The organism is Mesorhizobium sp. LEGMi-168a (genome assembly GCF_058312955.1).
The window spans coordinates 15,315-31,631 of sequence record NZ_JBZEGV010000040.1; the positions used below are offsets into that span (position 1 = coordinate 15,315).

Annotated in this window: 13 protein-coding genes; 8 read left to right on the top strand and 5 right to left on the bottom strand. The window is 64.1% G+C overall.

Annotated features, from left to right (window positions below; all coding sequences use genetic code 11):
- Positions 1-5: 5 nt before the first annotated feature.
- The gene (gene phaR / locus AC4FWB_RS31130) at positions 6-599 is read right to left on the bottom strand and encodes a polyhydroxyalkanoate synthesis repressor PhaR (protein WP_491030055.1); all 594 of its coding nucleotides are present in this window, start codon (positions 597-599) and stop codon (positions 6-8) included.
- A 306-nt stretch (positions 600-905) separates the two neighbouring features.
- On the opposite strand from phaR, the gene AC4FWB_RS31135 reads away from it, so the two are divergent.
- The 6 genes from AC4FWB_RS31135 (at position 906) to AC4FWB_RS31160 (ending at position 8,927) form a co-directional block, all read left to right on the top strand.
- Positions 906-2,093 carry an acetyl-CoA C-acetyltransferase gene (locus tag AC4FWB_RS31135; protein ID WP_491030056.1) on the top strand — a complete coding sequence of 396 codons (1,188 nt, stop codon included), beginning with the start codon at positions 906-908 and terminating at the stop codon, positions 2,091-2,093.
- A gap of 120 nt (positions 2,094-2,213) precedes the next feature.
- On the top strand, positions 2,214-2,939 hold the full coding sequence (gene phbB / locus AC4FWB_RS31140; RefSeq protein ID WP_491030057.1) for an acetoacetyl-CoA reductase: 726 nt from the start codon (positions 2,214-2,216) through the stop codon (positions 2,937-2,939).
- Positions 2,940-3,646: 707 nt separating this feature from the next.
- On the top strand, positions 3,647-7,078 hold the full coding sequence (locus AC4FWB_RS31145; protein ID WP_491030078.1) for a helicase-related protein: 3,432 nt from the start codon (positions 3,647-3,649) through the stop codon (positions 7,076-7,078).
- A gap of 15 nt (positions 7,079-7,093) precedes the next feature.
- Complete coding sequence (locus AC4FWB_RS31150) at positions 7,094-7,480, top strand: RNA-binding S4 domain-containing protein (RefSeq protein WP_292342648.1); 387 nt, start codon at positions 7,094-7,096, stop codon at positions 7,478-7,480.
- A gap of 150 nt (positions 7,481-7,630) precedes the next feature.
- Positions 7,631-7,969: a ferredoxin FdxA gene (gene fdxA, locus AC4FWB_RS31155; RefSeq protein WP_491030059.1), complete on the top strand. Its 339-nt coding sequence runs from the start codon at positions 7,631-7,633 to the stop codon at positions 7,967-7,969.
- Positions 7,970-8,345: 376 nt separating this feature from the next.
- Positions 8,346-8,927, top strand: a complete 582-nt coding sequence (locus tag AC4FWB_RS31160; RefSeq protein ID WP_040974338.1) for a CarD family transcriptional regulator — start codon at positions 8,346-8,348, stop codon at positions 8,925-8,927.
- 75 nt (positions 8,928-9,002) lie between these two features.
- On the opposite strand, the gene AC4FWB_RS31165 is transcribed toward AC4FWB_RS31160, so the two are convergent.
- From AC4FWB_RS31165 to AC4FWB_RS31175, 3 genes are all read right to left on the bottom strand, one after another.
- Positions 9,003-9,779 (bottom strand): amino acid ABC transporter ATP-binding protein, encoded by a 777-nt coding sequence (locus AC4FWB_RS31165; RefSeq protein WP_491030060.1) that lies wholly within the window; start codon positions 9,777-9,779, stop codon positions 9,003-9,005.
- The gene (locus AC4FWB_RS31170; protein ID WP_491030061.1) at positions 9,776-10,456 is read right to left on the bottom strand and encodes an ABC transporter permease subunit; all 681 of its coding nucleotides are present in this window, start codon (positions 10,454-10,456) and stop codon (positions 9,776-9,778) included. The genes AC4FWB_RS31165 and AC4FWB_RS31170 overlap by 4 nt, the downstream gene beginning before the upstream one ends.
- Before the next feature lie 123 nt (positions 10,457-10,579).
- Positions 10,580-11,353, bottom strand: a complete 774-nt coding sequence (locus tag AC4FWB_RS31175; protein WP_491030062.1) for an amino acid ABC transporter substrate-binding protein — start codon at positions 11,351-11,353, stop codon at positions 10,580-10,582.
- Between the two features lie 306 nt (positions 11,354-11,659).
- Between AC4FWB_RS31175 and AC4FWB_RS31180 the strand changes: the two genes are divergently transcribed.
- On the top strand, positions 11,660-12,523 hold the full coding sequence (locus tag AC4FWB_RS31180) for an RNA polymerase factor sigma-32 (RefSeq protein ID WP_491030063.1): 864 nt from the start codon (positions 11,660-11,662) through the stop codon (positions 12,521-12,523).
- Between the two features lie 169 nt (positions 12,524-12,692).
- Entirely contained in the window at positions 12,693-14,750 is a 2,058-nt protein-coding gene (locus AC4FWB_RS31185; protein ID WP_491030064.1) for a caspase family protein, read from the top strand.
- A 91-nt stretch (positions 14,751-14,841) separates the two neighbouring features.
- On the opposite strand, the gene AC4FWB_RS31190 is transcribed toward AC4FWB_RS31185, so the two are convergent.
- A complete protein-coding gene (locus AC4FWB_RS31190) occupies positions 14,842-16,248 on the bottom strand; it encodes a M48 family metalloprotease (protein WP_491030079.1) in 1,407 nt (468 codons plus the stop codon).
- Positions 16,249-16,317: the final 69 nt, after the last annotated feature.

The following is a 16,317-nucleotide window of genomic DNA, read 5'->3' on the forward strand; positions in this document are numbered from 1 at the left end:
TGCCGTCAGGACATCGTGTCCAGCTTGCGCTGCATCGCGGCGATCTGCGCCTTCAGTTCCTGCAGATCGTCGGCTTTCTCTTCTTTCTTCGGCGGCTCGGAGGGCGCCGCGGAATTGGAGCCGGCCGACGGGAACGGCGTGAACATGCGCATCGCGTTCTGGAACATCTCGACGTTCCGGCGCGTCTGCTCTTCCAGCGCCTTCATCGGCGTCTTCATCATGTCGATCGGCGTCTTGCCGAAGGCGCCCTTCAGCTGCTCACGGAAGCGCTCCTGCTCCTTGGAGAAGGCGATCATCGACTGTTCGAGGAAGCTAGGCACGATCATCTGCATCTGATCGCCATAGAAGGAGATCAGCTGCCGAAGGAACGGGATCGGCAGCATGTTCTGCCCATCCTTGTTCTCCAGCTCGAAGATGATCTGGGTGAGCACCGGGTGCGTGATGTCGTCGCCGGTCTTGGCGTCCTGCACCGTGAACTCCTCGCCCTTCTTGACCATCTCGGCCAGGTCCTCGAGCGTCACATAGGTGCTGGTGCCGGTGTTGTAGAGCCGGCGGTTGGCATATTTCTTGATGACGATCGGGTCGTCTTTTGCGGCCATCCGTATCCTCCCCAGGATACCGGCGCGTTCAGAGCAAGCGGCCGGTAACGATTGCGCCATTTGTCGAGGATATGCGCAAAAGCCTCACAATTCCAAGTGGTTTGTGCAGTGCGGCATCATTTAATGCGGAATGGGTGGAGCAAATTGTGCCGCACGCCGATGGCTGCGCCATCACGATAAGCGCTCGACCTGCTTGCCGCGCATGGCGGCCATGCCCATTTCCGGTTTGACTCAGCACCTTGAACGGGCAAGAAAAGTCTTCGAGGATAGCCTAAAACACGACAACCTCGAAGTCTGGAGAAGAAAATGGCCGCTTCCAATTCAATCGTCGTCGCCAGCGCCGCCCGCACGGCGGTCGGCTCCTTCAACGGCAGTTTCGCCGCCACGCCTGCGCATGAGCTCGGCGCCGTGGTCATCAAGGAATTGCTCGCGCGGGCCAAGGTCGAGGCGGGTGAAGTCGACGAGGTTATCCTCGGTCAGGTGCTGACCGCCGCACAGGGACAGAACCCGGCCCGCCAGGCTTCGATCAATGCCGGCCTGCCCAAGGAGACCACCGCCTGGGGCCTCAACCAGGTTTGCGGCTCGGGCCTGCGCGCGATTGCGCTCGGCATGCAGCAGATCGCCACCGGCGATGCCAGGGTGATCGTCGCCGGCGGCCAGGAATCGATGTCGCTGTCGCCGCATGCCCAGCACCTGCGCGCCGGCGTCAAGATGGGCGACTACAAGATGATCGACACCATGATCAAGGACGGCCTGTGGGACGCCTTCAACGGCTATCACATGGGCAACACCGCCGAGAACGTCGCCCGTCAGTTCCAGATCACCCGCGACGCCCAGGACGAGTTCGCGCTCGCCTCGCAGAACAAGGCCGAGGCCGCGCAGAAAGCCGGCAAGTTCAAGGACGAGATCGTCGCCTTCACCATCAAGGGCAAGAAGGGCGACACCGTCGTCGACCAGGACGAATATATCCGCCACGGCGCGACGCTGGATGCCATGACCAAGCTGAGGCCGGCTTTCGACAAGGACGGCACCGTCACCGCGGCCAATGCTTCAGGCATCAATGACGGCGCCGCCGGCGCGCTGCTGATGAGCGAGGCCGAGGCCGCCCGGCGCGGCATCACCCCGTTGGTGCGCATCGCTTCCTGGGCGACCGCCGGCGTGGATCCCGCGATCATGGGCACCGGCCCGATCCCGGCCTCGAAGAGGGCGCTGGAAAAGGCCGGCTGGTCGGTCAAGGACCTCGATCTCGTCGAGGCCAACGAGGCCTTCGCCGCGCAGGCCTGCGCCGTCAACAAGGGCATGGGCTGGGATCCTTCGATCGTCAACGTCAATGGCGGCGCCATCGCCATCGGCCATCCGATCGGCGCTTCCGGCGCCCGCGTCTTCAACACGCTGGTCTACGAAATGCGCCGCCGCGGCGCCAAGAAGGGTCTCGCGACGCTGTGCATCGGCGGCGGCATGGGCGTCGCCATGTGCGTCGAGGCACTGAACTGAGCCAATAGCGAACAGGGAGTAGCGAATAGGGAAGAATGGCGCCGGCGCGACGGGACATTGGGTTCCCTACTCGCTAGTCGCTACTCCCTATTCGCTCCTCCGACCAACAGGGAGGAGCACATGACCAAAGTAGCAATCGTCACGGGCGGATCGCGCGGCATCGGTGCGGCGATATCGGTCGCCTTGAAGAGCGCAGGCTATTCGGTGGCCGCGAACTATGCCGGCAACGACGAGGCGGCCGCGAAGTTCAAGGCCGAGACCGGCATCCCCGTCTACAGATGGTCGGTCGCCGACTACGACGCCTGCGCCGCCGGCATCAAAACGGTCGAAGCCGATCTCGGCCCGGTCTCGGTGCTGGTCAACAATGCCGGCATCACCCGCGACGCCATGTTCCACAAGATGACCCGCGAGCAGTGGAAGGAGGTTGTCGACACCAACCTCTCCGGCGTCTTCAACATGACGCATCCGCTGTGGAGCGGCATGCGCGACCGCAAGTTCGGCCGCGTCATCACCATTTCCTCGATCAACGGCCAGAAGGGCCAGGCCGGCCAGGTCAATTATTCCGCCGCCAAGGCCGGCGACATCGGCTTCAGTAAGGCTCTTGCTCAAGAGGGTGCTCGCGCGGGCATCACCGTCAACGTCATCTGTCCGGGCTATATCGCCACCGAGATGGTCAAGGCGATCGACGAGAAGGTGCTCAACGAGCGCATCATCCCGCAGATCCCGGTCGGCCGTCTCGGCGAGCCGGAAGAGGTCGCGCGCTGCGTCGTCTTCCTGGCCTCGGACGAGGCCGGTTTCATCACCGGCTCGACGATCACCGCCAATGGCGGCCAATATTTCACCTGAGATCTTTTGACATCGACGGCAGGCGGCCCGGCGTCATCGGGCCGCCTGTTTTTGTCTGCGCTCCCGGCGGGACGCGTGACGCATGCCTCAATTCGGCACGCAAAAGTTAACGGCCTCCGCGCGCCCTGTGCGAAACCTCGTTTGCAGCTTGTGAATTTTCGGTGCGCAAGCTGTGGACAACACCATATCTAGGGGTGAACAAAACGAGAAAATTCGCAGATCGCTGATTCGTCGCCGATTCGTTCCGGCTTTGGCCGAAAAGTTAACGCGCCGAGCCGGAAACGGCGTCGAAATGATTAACGGCGATTAGGAAAGGTCAACCATTTCATAATGTTGGCGGCGACGCTCGATCCGACCACGATTGTTCACCGGCAAAAGTTAACGGCCCTTCGGATCTCGCCCGAGCCAAGCATGAAACGGGCCAGTTCCCGGATTCAGCATGTGGTGAGACTCAGCGTCAAAAAATCCACATATAGCCGTGAACAAAACCTGAATCAGAGCGAGTCAGTGATTCGTCGCCGATTCGTTCCAGACTCGTTCCAACGGTTAATCGGCAGCAGATTTTGACCTTGCCCGTCGGCGCGCCACCTCTTCATGGGAACATTCCGCTTTCGCTTCGCGCTCTAAATGCCTATGTGTCGCCTGTCACATGCGGCGGCGCCGCCGTGCTTCAGACTACAAGCGGCAGAAACCTTATTTCCGAGCCGATGAATATCCAGCCGAAACACTCCCAGCCGCTGATCCTTTCGGGCCGCGACGTGACGGCCGTGCTCGGCCCCACCAACACCGGTAAGACCCACCTCGCCATCGAGCGCATGGTGGCGCATGAGAGCGGCATCATCGGCCTGCCGCTCAGACTGCTTGCCCGCGAGGTCTACACGCGCGTCTGCGAGAAGGTCGGCGCCCACAGGGTGGCGCTCATCACCGGCGAAGAGAAGATCGTTCCGGCAGCTGCGAAATATTCTGTCTGCACCGTCGAGGCGATGCCGCGCGAGACCGATGCGGCCTTCGTAGCGATCGACGAGGTGCAGTTGGCCGGCGACCTCGAACGCGGCCACATCTTCACCGACCGCATCCTGCATCTGCGCGGCCGCCAGGAGACGCTGCTGCTCGGCGCCGCCACCATGCACGGCATCCTGCAGAAATTGCTGAAGGGCGTCTCGGTGGTGACGCGGCCGCGGCTGTCGCACCTTGCCTATGCCGGCTCGAAGAAGCTCACCCGCCTGCCGCGGCGCACGGCGATCGTCGCCTTCTCCGCCGATGAGGTCTATGCGATCGCCGAGCTGATCCGCCGCCAGCAGGGCGGTGCTGCCGTCGTGCTCGGCGCGCTCTCGCCCCGCACCCGCAATGCCCAGGTGGAGATCTTCCAGTCCGGCGACGTCGATTATCTCGTCGCCACCGACGCCATCGGCATGGGCCTGAACCTCGATCTCGAGCATGTCGCCTTCGCCCAGAACCGCAAGTTCGACGGCTACCAGTACCGCAACCTGACCGCCGCCGAGCTCGGCCAGATCGCCGGCCGCGCCGGCCGGCATCTGCGTGACGGTACCTTCGGCGTCACCGGTCAGGTCGATCCGTTCGACGAGGATCTGGTCAAGAAGATCGAGGGACACGACTTCGACCCGGTGAAGGTGCTGCAGTGGCGCACCGCCGATTTCGATTTCACCAGCCTCGATGCCCTGAAGCGCTCGATCGAGACCAACGCGCCGGTCGAAGGGCTGACCCGGGCATTGCCGGCGGTGGACGCCCAGGCGCTGGAACATCTGTCGCGCGACGCAGATATCCGCGCGCTCGCCAGCGGCAAGGAGCGCGTGGCGCTGCTCTGGGAAGCCTGCGCGCTGCCCGACTACCGCAAGATCGCGCCCGCCCAGCATGCTGACCTCATCGCCTCGATCTACATGGACCTTGTGCGCCATGGCCATGTTGATGAGAATTACATGGCCGAGCAGGTGCGGCGAGCCGACACGACCGATGGCGATATCGACACGCTGTCGCACCGGATCGCCCAGATCCGCACCTGGACCTTCGTCTCCAACCGACCTGGCTGGCTGGCCGATCAGCTACACTGGCAGGAAAAGACGCGCGAAATCGAAGACAGATTGTCGGATGCGCTGCATGAGCGGTTGACGAAACGCTTCGTAGACCGCAGGACTTCCGTCCTCATGCGGCGCCTTAGAGAAAATACCATGCCTGAAGCCGAAATCAGCCCAACCGGAACCGTCCTCGTCGAAGGCCATCACGTCGGCGAGCTGCAGGGATTCCGCTTCACCGCCGACCAGAGCGCCGGCGGCGAGGATGCCAAGGCGGTGCGCACCGCCGCCCAGAAGGCGCTCAGCACGGAATTCGAGGCGCGCTCAGAGCGCTTTGCCGCCTGCGCCAACGGCGATCTGGCATTGGGCTCGGACGGCATATTGCGCTGGATCGGCGCACCGATCGGCACGCTGGTCGCCGGCGACGAGGCGCTGAAGCCGCGGCTTGTGCTGCTTGCCGACGAACAGCTCACCGGGCCGGCCCGCGACAAGGTCGCCGCGCGCGCCGAGCGTTTCGTCAATTTCCAGATTGAGTCGCTGCTCAAGCCGCTCGTCGACTTGAAGAATGCCGAGCAGCTCACCGGCATCGCGCGTGGCATCGCCTTCCAGCTCGTCGAGCATTTCGGCCTCATCAACCGCCGCGATATCGCCGAGGAAATGAAGTCGCTCGACCAGGAAGGCCGCGCCGCGCTGCGTCGCCTTGGCGTGCGCTTCGGCGCCTACCACGTCTTCGTGCCGGCGCTGATCAAGCCGGCGCCGGCCGGGCTGGTGACGCTGCTCTGGGCGCTGAAGAACGAGGGCAAGGACAAGCCGGGCTTCGGCGACGTCGTCCATGCGCTGGCGTCGGGCCGCACCTCGGTGGTTATTGACCCGGCTTTCGACAAGACCTTTTACAAGCTCGCCGGCTACCGCAATCTCGGCCGCCGCGCCGTGCGTGTCGACATTTTGGAAAGGCTCGCCGATCTCATCCGCCCGGCGACCAACTGGAAGCCCGGCCTCGGCCAGCGCCCGGACGGCGCCTATGACGGCCACGCCTTCATGGTGACGCCGCCGATGATGTCGATCCTCGGCGCCACCGCCGACGACATGGAAGAGATCCTCAAGGGCCTGGGCTATCGTTCCGAGCCGAAGCCGGCCGCCGAAGTCAAGGCCAAGCTCGACGCGCTGGACAGCGCCGCCCGCGAGGCCGCCGCCACAAAGCTCGCCGCGGAAGAGGCCGCGCGGGCAGCAAAGGCGGCCGAGGCATCGGCCGTGGATGCTGCTGCCGAAGCGTCTGCCGAGGGCTCGGAACCGATAGCACACACCGCCGACGAGGCAGTAGCCGAAACCACGGCTGAGCCTGCTGCCGAAGCGGATGCTGAGGCCGTGGCCGACACAGCAGCTGAGTCTGCCGCAGAGGTTGACGCAGGACCCGTGTCGGAAGAACAGCACCAAACTGAAGCTGTCGGCGAAGCCGCTCCGGCGCCAGAACAGGCCGCCGAGGCTCCCACCTCCCCCTCGATGGGGGAGGTCGCGGCGCGAGGCGACGCGGGTGGGGGTGATGGCGCCGACGATGCAGATAGCACCGATACCGCCGGCGGTCCCCCCGCCCCGGCGCTGCGCGCCGACCCTCCCCACGAGGGGGAGGGTAAGGCCGGCGAGGCTGCGGCCGAGCAGGAAGAGCCGAAGCCGATCCTTCTGTGGCGGCAGGCGCGTTTCGATCATCAGCGTCCGCGCCATCGCCATGACAACCGCCGCGACAATCGTCAGCGCGGCGGGCAGCCGGCGCGCGATGGCGAGGCAGGCGCCACTACCGGCCAGGCCGGAGATCGGCCCGCCCAAGAGGGCCGCCGCGACGGCTCCGGCAAACCGCGCTTCGATCGCTCGAAGTTCAAGCCGAGACCGGAACGCGAAGGCGGCGAACGGCGCGAAGGCCGCCCGCAGGGCGAACGCCCCGACCGCCGCGAGGGGCGGCCGGACTGGAAAGGCGACCGGCAGGGCGGCAAGGGCAATGCGTCCGCCGGCAAGCCGGCCTTCCAGGGCAAGCCGCGCGAGGAGCGTCCGCAGCGCTTCGACCCGGATTCGCCCTTCGCCAAGCTCGCCGCCTTGCGCGACCAGCTGAAGAAATAGCCTCGGCCGGTTGCGATGGTTGGAGAAGGCCGCCAGCGCATCGACAAATGGCTGTTCTTCTCGCGCGCGGTGAAATCGCGCTCCCTGGCGGCGAAGCTCGTCATTGCAGGACGCGTCCGCATCAATCGCGACAAAGCAGCGCAGGCCTCGGATCTGGTCAAGGCCGGCGATGTCCTGACCATCACGCTCGACCGCCGTATCATGGTCTGGAAAGTGCTTGGGCCGGGAACCCGGCGCGGCCCGGCGGAGGAGGCGCGACTGCTCTACGAGGATATGTCGCCCCCACCCACGCCCAAGGGCGAGGCTGTTCCCGACGCCATTCCGGCGCTGCGCGAGACCGGCAGCGGCCGTCCGACCAAGCGGGAGCGCCGGCAAACCGACCGCCTGCTCGGCGACGACTGAAAGATACGACTGAACCTCGTCGCGGCAACCGGTTGGAATTCTGTTCCGCAACGCCGGCGCCGGCGGCAAGCCCTGCCCTTGCCAGCGACGGGCAAAGGCGTTACCTCACCCTGAAAAGCCCAACAAAAACGGGATGTCCCGGAGCCTGCGATGACCTACGTCGTGACCGACAATTGCATAAAATGCAAATACATGGACTGTATCGAGGTCTGTCCGGTCGACTGTTTCTACGAAGGCGAGAACATGCTCGTCATCCACCCTGACGAGTGCATCGACTGCGGCGTCTGCGAGCCGGAATGCCCGGCCGACGCGATCAAGCCGGACACCGAGTCCGGCCTCGACAAATGGTTGCAGGTCAATTCCGAATACGCCGAGAAATGGCCCAACATCACCGCCAAGAAAGAGCCGCCAGCGGACGCGAAAAACTTCGACGGCGAGACCGGGAAGTTCGAGAAATATTTCTCGGCCGAGCCCGGCGAAGGCGACTGACGCGACGGCCGGCCTCGGCGGCATGACGCTGCGTAACTGGCCCGATACAATTGCTGTCTTGACAGGCAGCGACGGCGTTTGGCGTTAGCGAACGCAGCAAAACCTTGATTCTTCCGACTTTTTGTGTTACATCAACCAAACATGCCGGTGACACAACGTCGATTTATGGCGCTAACGCCCCAAATCACTGAAAGGTGAGCTTTTCAAATCCGGACCAGAGCGATCTGGGGCAGGCGGGTCGCATTTGTGCGATTTGTCGGCCTCGGTTTTTCCGGTGGGTTCACCTGTTGTGCGGCTAACGGTCGGCTATCGCCGATCGCGTGGGTTTCAGCCGGCGCCGCCATGCCGGCGCTACAACTAAGGAGTTCAGGGCGTAATGGCAACGATCACCCCGCAGAAGAAGTCCACCGCAGCCCGTCACGGCTTCAAGACCGGCGAATTCATCGTCTATCCGGCGCATGGCGTCGGCCAGATCGTGGCGATCGACGAGCAGGAAGTCGCAGGTCACAAGCTGGAACTGTTCGTCATCGACTTCCAGAAGGACAAGATGCGGCTCAAGGTGCCGGTCGCCAAGGCGACCTCGATCGGCATGCGCAAGCTGTCGGAAGAGGATTATGTCGATCGCGCGCTGAAGGTCGTGCAGGGCCGCGCCCGCATCAAGCGCACCATGTGGTCGCGCCGCGCGCAGGAATATGATGCCAAGATCAATTCCGGCGACCTGATCTCGATCTCGGAAGTGGTGCGCGACCTCTACCGCGCCGACAACCAGCCGGAGCAGTCCTATTCCGAGCGCCAGCTTTACGAAGCCGCGCTCGACCGGATGGCCCGCGAGATCGCCGCCGTCAACCGCATGTCGGAGACGGAGGCGGTGCGCCTCATCGAGGTCAACCTCAACAAGGGCCCGAAGCGCGGCGCCAAGGCCGACAACGAGGAAGCCGAGCAGGAAGAAGCTGCCTGAGCTTTTTCGCTTTCCGAATACGAAAAACCCGGCCTCGCGCCGGGTTTTTTGTTTGCTGAAACCTGGCGAGGTTGGTTACGCCCCGCCGCCGGCTTCCTTCTGCGCCTCCTCCTGCCGCAGCGAGGCAATAAAACGCTTGGTCCGCTCGCGCTCCGGATTGTCGAACACGACCGAAGCCGGGCCCTTTTCGACGATCGAGCCGGCATCGAGGAACACCACTTCGTGCGCGATCTTGGAGGCGAGCCTGAGATCATGCGTGGCCATCACCATTGTGGTGCCTTCGCGGGCCAGCTGTCCCAGCACGTCGACCACTTCCTGCGCCAGTTCCGGATCGAGCGCCGAGGTCGGCTCGTCGCAAAGCAGCACGCGCGGCGACGGCGCCAGCGCCCGGGCAATCGCCACGCGCTGCTGCTGGCCGCCCGACAATGTCGCCGGCCAGGCATCGGCCTTGTGCGCCATGCCGACCTTCTCGAGCAACGCCATCGCCCGCTCGCGTGCCCTCGCCTGCGGCCACTTCAGCACAGTGACCAGGCCTTCCATGACATTCTCGATCGCGGTGCGATGCGGAAAGAGCTGGAAATTCTGGAACACCATGCCGGTCTGCAGGCGCACGCGCTGGACATCCGCCGCCGGCACCTTGCCGCCCGGCCGGAATTGGAGCGTCTCGTCGCCGATGCGCAAGGTGCCGGAGGTCGGGATCTCCAGCAGATTGATGCAGCGCAAAAGCGTGCTTTTTCCGCCGCCCGAAGGGCCGACCAGCGCCGTCACGCTGCCTTCGTCGATGCTGACGGTGACGCCCTTCAGGACGAGGTTGTCGCCAAAACGCTTCTCGATGTCGGTGAAGCCGATCATGCGTTGGCCTCCAGGAAACCGCCATAGCGGTTAAGCCGCACTTCCAGCCGCGCCTGCAGCGCCGACAGCACCGAGCTCATCGCCAGATAGAGCGCCGCCGCCTCGACATAGAGGATCAGCGGTTCATAGGTGGTGGCGACGACGCGCTGCGCGGCCTGGAACATCTCCGGCACCGTGATTGCCGCCGCGAGCGAGGTATCCTTGACCAGCGAGATGAAGGTGTTGGAAAGCGGCGGCACCGCGACGCGGCCTGCTTGCGGGAGAATCGTGCGCCGCATCGCCTGGCTCCAGGTCATGCCGATCGAGTAGGAAGCCTCCCACTGCCCTTTCGGCACCGAGCCGATGACGGCGCGGATGATCTCCGACGTGTAGGCGCCGATGTTGAGCGTGAAGCCGATCAGCGCGGCGGGAAAGGCATCAAGCAGGATGCCGACCGACGGCAGACCGTAGAAGATCAGGAAGAGCTGCACCAAGAGCGGCGTGCCGCGAAAAATCCAGACATAGAAGCGGACGAGCGAGACCAGCGGCTTCGGGCCGAACAGCCGGATCAGCGCCGTCACCAGTCCGGCGATCAGCCCAAGCGCGAAGGACAGCAGCGTCAGCGGCACGGTGAAGATCAGCGCCGCCCACAGCAGGGTCGGCAGCGACTCCAGCATCAGTTGCAACCAGTGCGGCACGGAGCCCTTCTCCTTTCCGGATGCTGCGACCACTCCGGCCGGCAATGCCCGAACGAATATCATGCAAAAACCGGCGGGCCGTCAAAGACGACCCGCCGGAACTCAAAAGGAAATACGTATGGTTTACTGCGAGACGTCCTGGCCGAAATAGGTGTCGGCGATCTTCTTGTAAGTGCCGTCGGCCTTGATGTCGGCCAGCGCCTTGTCGATCGCGGCGACCAGTTCCGGATCGCCCTTGCGCACGATGACGCCGGAATAGTCGGCGTTCTCTTCCTGCGCGGCGATCTTCACATTGGCGTCCGGCTTGTGCTTCTTGAAGTCGAGGAAGGACAGGCTGTCGTTGATGGTGGCGTCGGCGCGGCCGGTGAGCAGCAGTTGGATCGACTGGTCGAAGCCGTCGGTGCCGACCAGCTCGGCCCCGTTGGTTTCGGCGAGCTTGCCGAAATTGGACGTCAGCGACTGCGCCGCCTTCTTGCCCTTGAGATCGGCGAAGGTCTTGATGTCGCTGTCGTCGCCACGAACGATCAGCACCGCCTTGGAAGCGATATAGGGATCGGAGAAATCATACTTGGCCTTGCGGGCATCGGTGATGCCGACCTCGTTGATGACGGCGTCGTAGCGATTGGCGTCGAGACCGGCGATCAGGCCGTCCCATTTGCCTTCGAGGAACTCGACCTTGACGCCGAGCTTCTCGGCGATCGCCTTGGCGATCTCGACATCGAAGCCGACCAGCGCTCCGGATTCGTCATGATAGGTGAAGGGCGCGTAGGTGCCTTCCGTGCCGACCTTGATGACGCCTGCCTGCTTGATCTGGTCGAGATTGGCGCCGGCATGGCCGGCGGTAACCGCCAGAACCTGCAGGGTTCCGGCGACGAGAAGCGATTTAAGCCATTTCATTTTTCTGTGATCCCGTTTTGACCGGTGCCCCGGCGCATGGTGAGAGCCGCAAACTGGCAGATAGATGTCCGCGAAATAAGGAACCAGATTTCAAAAATTGGCTCGGCCAGAAATCCGATCCTCAAAATCGATGCAAATCACGGCAGGCAAACGTGCCGGACCGACAACAAAATCGTGCCCGCACGCCGGGCGTGCGTCTCCGCCGCGACGGAACCATCCATGCGTCTGACACGTTGCAGGTTGTTGTAGGGCGCGGCAGCGTCTTTTCAACCGTCATCAGCGTAACGACCGCCAAGAGGAACCGGCATGATCGAGGACGTGGCAGGACGGACACTGGTCCGGGCGGCGATGAAGGCTCCCTATCTCGAGCGAGAGGAGGAGCATCTCCTGGCGATACGCTGGAAGGAAAAGAACGATCAGGACGCCCTGCACCTGATCACTGTGGCCCATATGCGCCTGGTGATTTCCATGGCGTCGAAATTCCGCCACTACGGCCTGCCGCTCGGCGATCTGATCCAGGAAGGCCATGTCGGCCTGCTGGAAGCGGCGGCCCGCTTCGAGCCTGCCCGCGAGGTGCGCTTCTCGACCTACGCCACTTGGTGGATCCGCGCCTCGATGCAGGACTACATCCTGCGCAACTGGTCGATCGTGCGCGGCGGCACGAGCTCTGCGCAGAAGGCGCTGTTCTTCAATCTGAGGCGGCTGCGCGCGCGGCTCGCCAACGGCGCCGAGCCGATCTCCAATGCCTCGCTCTATCGCGAGGTCTCGGCCGCGCTCGGCGTGCCGGAAGCCGACGTGGCGATGATGGATTCGCGTCTTTCGGCTCCCGACAGCTCGCTCAACACCCCTTTAGCCGACGAGAACGGCGCCGCCGAGCGGATGGATTTCCTGGTCTCGGAGGATCCGCTTCCCGACGAGGTGGTCGGTGAAACGATCGACGTCGAGCGCCGCGCGATCTGGCTGAAAAGCGCGCTCGGCGCGCTCAATGCCCGCGAGCTCCGGATCATCGAGGAGCGCCGGCTGAGCGACGACGGCGCCACCCTGGAATCGCTCGGCGAGGCGCTCGGCATCTCCAAGGAACGCGTCCGCCAGATCGAAGCGCGCGCCATGGAAAAACTGCGGGCGGCACTGGTCAAGCAGAACCCGGAATTCCTGGCCGAAGCAGCCTGAGCAGCAACTTGAAGTTGCTAGCGTCAAATATCTATTAAATAAAAATATATCGCCATCGCAGCGGCCTTTCTTCTTTTGCATATCCGCGTATTGTGAATTCTTTAACAGACCCGCGTGCCGCAACTGGTCTTTGTGGAGCCAACAGACCATAGCGGATGGGGGATTTGCCATGCTGCGATGCTACGCGTTCCTTGCAGCCTTGATCCTCGTGGGCTTTACGGCGTTCGAAGCTCACGCCGATCGCAGGGTTGCCTTTGTCATCGGCAATTCCGAATACCGAGACATCCCGCCTCTCAAGAACCCGGACAAGGATGCTCGTGACGTGGCGAACACGTTCCGGCTGGCCGGCTTCGACGTGTTCGTCGCCAAGGACTTGACCAAGCTCCAGTTCGAGGAGCGGTTCCGCAACTATCTCGCCGCGGCGGACGGCGCCGATCTCGCGGTCGTCTATTATTCCGGCCACGGCTTTCAGATCGGCGGCGAGAATTTCCTGATCCCGGTCGATGCCTCGCTGAAGGCCCCGTCCGACATCGAGGTCCAGGCCATCAAGCTCGACGACGTGCTGCAGCAATTGCGCTCGAAATCGAAGATCCAGGTGATCATCCTCGACGCCTGCCGCAACAATCCGTTTCCGCGCAAGGATTATTGGCTGCGGGACCAGCTGATCGTCGCAGGCGACGCGGGTCTCGCGCAGGTGAAAAGCTCGCTGAACACGCTGATTGCTTTCGCCACCGAACCCGGCGCTGTCGCCTATGACGGAACCGGCAACCTCAGCCCCTTCTCGTCCGCCTTCTCCCGCCGCGCGTTGGCGCCGAACCAGGAGATACGCACTGTCATGGCGGCCGTGCGCCGCGACGTGGTCAAGGCCACCAACGGCAAGCAGGTTCCGTGGGAAAACTCCTCGCTGATCGACGACGTGGTGCTGGTGCGCAGCGCGAGCCAACCGGCATTGGAGAAAGTCCAGCCGTCGGGCGTCGGGCCTGTCGCGCTGAACCTGCCCACCGGTGCCGCCGAGGCGATCGAAAGCCGCGACATCAGCATTCCTGTCGGCGTTGGCCCGGTTTCATTGAAGCTGGACTTCCCGACCACGGATCCCGCGGTCAACCTGAAGCTCGCGAGCTATCCAGCAACCGGCACACTGTCCCTGCCGGATCGCACACTGCCGCCTCAATCGAGCCTGACGGCCGATGAAGTCGACAATTTGCGTTACGAGCCGCAGATCGGCTCGGCGGCTCCTATCGAGGTTGGCTTCGAAATCCGCGCCGGCAACGCGTCCAGGGCTGCGACGATGAAGCTGTCGCCAAGCCTCGACCCCTGCGACCAGGCCGCGGGCGCACCGCTGGACCTGCAAGGCGTCGTCCCCGGCAGACTGCCGAACGAGATCGGCGGCGCGGCTGTCGAGGCCTGCGAGGCGGCGGTGAAGGCCTACCCCGATGTCGCCCGCTTCCACTACGAGCTCGGGCGGGCGCTGCTGGCGGCCGGCAAGGTCGACGAGGCCAGGAAGGCCATTCAGGATGCCGCCGACAAAGGGCATGTCCGCGCCGTCTTCGAGCTCGGCTCCATCGCCTCGTCCGGAATAGGGACCGCCGTAGATTCCACGAAAGCGAATGGCTTCTATTCGCAAGCGTCCGACAAGGGAGACCCCTACGCCATGGCCGCTTGGGGACGCGCCTTGTTCAATGGTCTCGGCGTCCAGCGCGATACCGGCAAGGGGCTGGACTTGCTGCTCAAGGCAGCGGCGATGGGGCATATCAATGCCATGAACGATCTCGCGCTGATCTTCCAGGAAGGCCGCAATGGCGTGCCCGCCGACGCGGCCCGCGCCTTGGCTTTCCTTAAGGCCGGCATCGAGCGGCAAGGCGTGTATTCGATGAGCATTCTCGGTCTTCCTGCGCGCAGCGCCTTAACGGTCGCAGTGTGCAAGCCCAAGGTAATCACGAAGACAATCACGAAGATAAAGGTGGTCCGCACACCAACGCCGAAGGTGTTCAAGACACCGGTCAAACCGATACGGAACGATACCGGGCCGGCGCCTTGGCGCGGCAATAACGGCGATCATCCCGCGCCCCGCGGCGGCAGCGGCGGCTCTGACGGCGGCAGCACCGGCAGCCCTGACACCGGCAGCACCGGCATCTCTGATACCGGCAGCACCGGCAGCTCTGACACCGGCAGCGCCGGCATCTCTGAAACGAGCAGCGGCGGCTTTGACACCGTCAGCGGGCTCTGACGGATAGCAGCAGCGACGGCATGCCCGGACCGGCGAATAGACTGTGTCGAGCTGAATCCTGGCGGAAGCCGCATGAACGCGGACATCGGCCCTATTTGTCGGTGACGATCTTGACCTTGTCGCCGGCCGACACGGTTGCGCCCGGCGACATTGCATTCAGCACGCGGAACAGGTCGAGCTTGCGGTCGACGCCGACCATTTGCGCGGCAAGCGTGCCCATGGTTTGGCCGGCCTGGACGGTCACCACCCGGATATGCAGCGGCTTCAGCGCCGCCTTCTCGGCCGCGCTCAGCGTGCGGAAGGAACCGCTGACCGAGCGCGCGACCGGCTCCAGCGCGGTGCTGGCCGAAGGGGCGGCCGTCAGCAGCCGGTAGACCTGCCCGCCGGCCCGGATGACCGCGATATCGAACTGCCAGCCTTGCGCGCTGGCATGCGCCATCGCGGCTTCGTTGCCGTTGACCGTGTCCTGGCGCACGCTTGCGTCTTCCAGTCCGGCGACCCAGCCGCTGCGGATGTAATCGGTCAACGACACCGACTTGTCGATCGCCACGCCGTCGAAGCGGATGGCGATGTCGCCAGGTCCGGTCGCGGTCACCGCGGCCGCCGAATTGTCGATGACGAAGCCTTCCGGCACCGAGAACGAGACGCCGAGGCCGGGATGCATGAAGGTCTGGCCGCGCACATAGCCCTCTTCCGGCGTGTCGCCGTAGAGCAGGCCGTCTATGCCGGCGAGGAAGGCATCGCGGTCGCGCGTGCCGACGCCCGGCGGGCCGAAGTTGCGGGCAAGCCGCTGCGCCAGGTCGATGCGCTGCGGCGTGTTGGGATGCGTGGCCAGGAAGTCGAGGCTGGCATCGGTGGCGCCGCTGACCGAGCGGAAATCAGTATAGGCCGACATCGACTGCAGGAAGCGACCGGCGGCGTAGGGATCGTAACCCGCCTCGCCGATCGACTTGATGCCGATGGCGTCAGCCTGAAGTTCCTGGTTGCGCGAGAACTGCGCCAGCCTCAGCTTGCCACGGATGAGCGCTGCCTTGGCCGTCTGGCTGTCGCCGAGCACATCGGAGACGACCTTGGTCGCCAGACCTTCCTCGGCCTCGAGCTGCTGCCGCTGCAAGCCGTGATTCGCCGTGACGTGGCCCATCTCATGCGCGATGACAGCGGCAAGCTCTGAAGAGTCGTTGGCCAACGCGAGCAGCCCGCGCGTGACGTAGAGATAGCCGCCCGGCAGCGCGAAGGCGTTGACGTTGGGCGAATTGAGGATGGTGATGCGATAGGTCTGCGTCGGATTGGCCGACACCACCGTCAGGTTGCCGACGACCTTGGCCACCATGCGCTCGAGCTTCGGATCGGAATATTCGCCGCCATAGGTCGCCAGGATGCGCGGGTGCTGCGCCTTCGCCATGTCGGCGAGCTTGGCGTTGGCAACGACATTGTCGACCGTGATCGGCTTGTCGGAGGGCTGGAAGCCGGATTCCTGGACATCGGGCGGCGTGAACATCTGGCAGCTCGCCAGCGCCACGGCAAAGCCGGCCAACGCGAAGAATCGCGTCAGCGGCTTCATCCACAC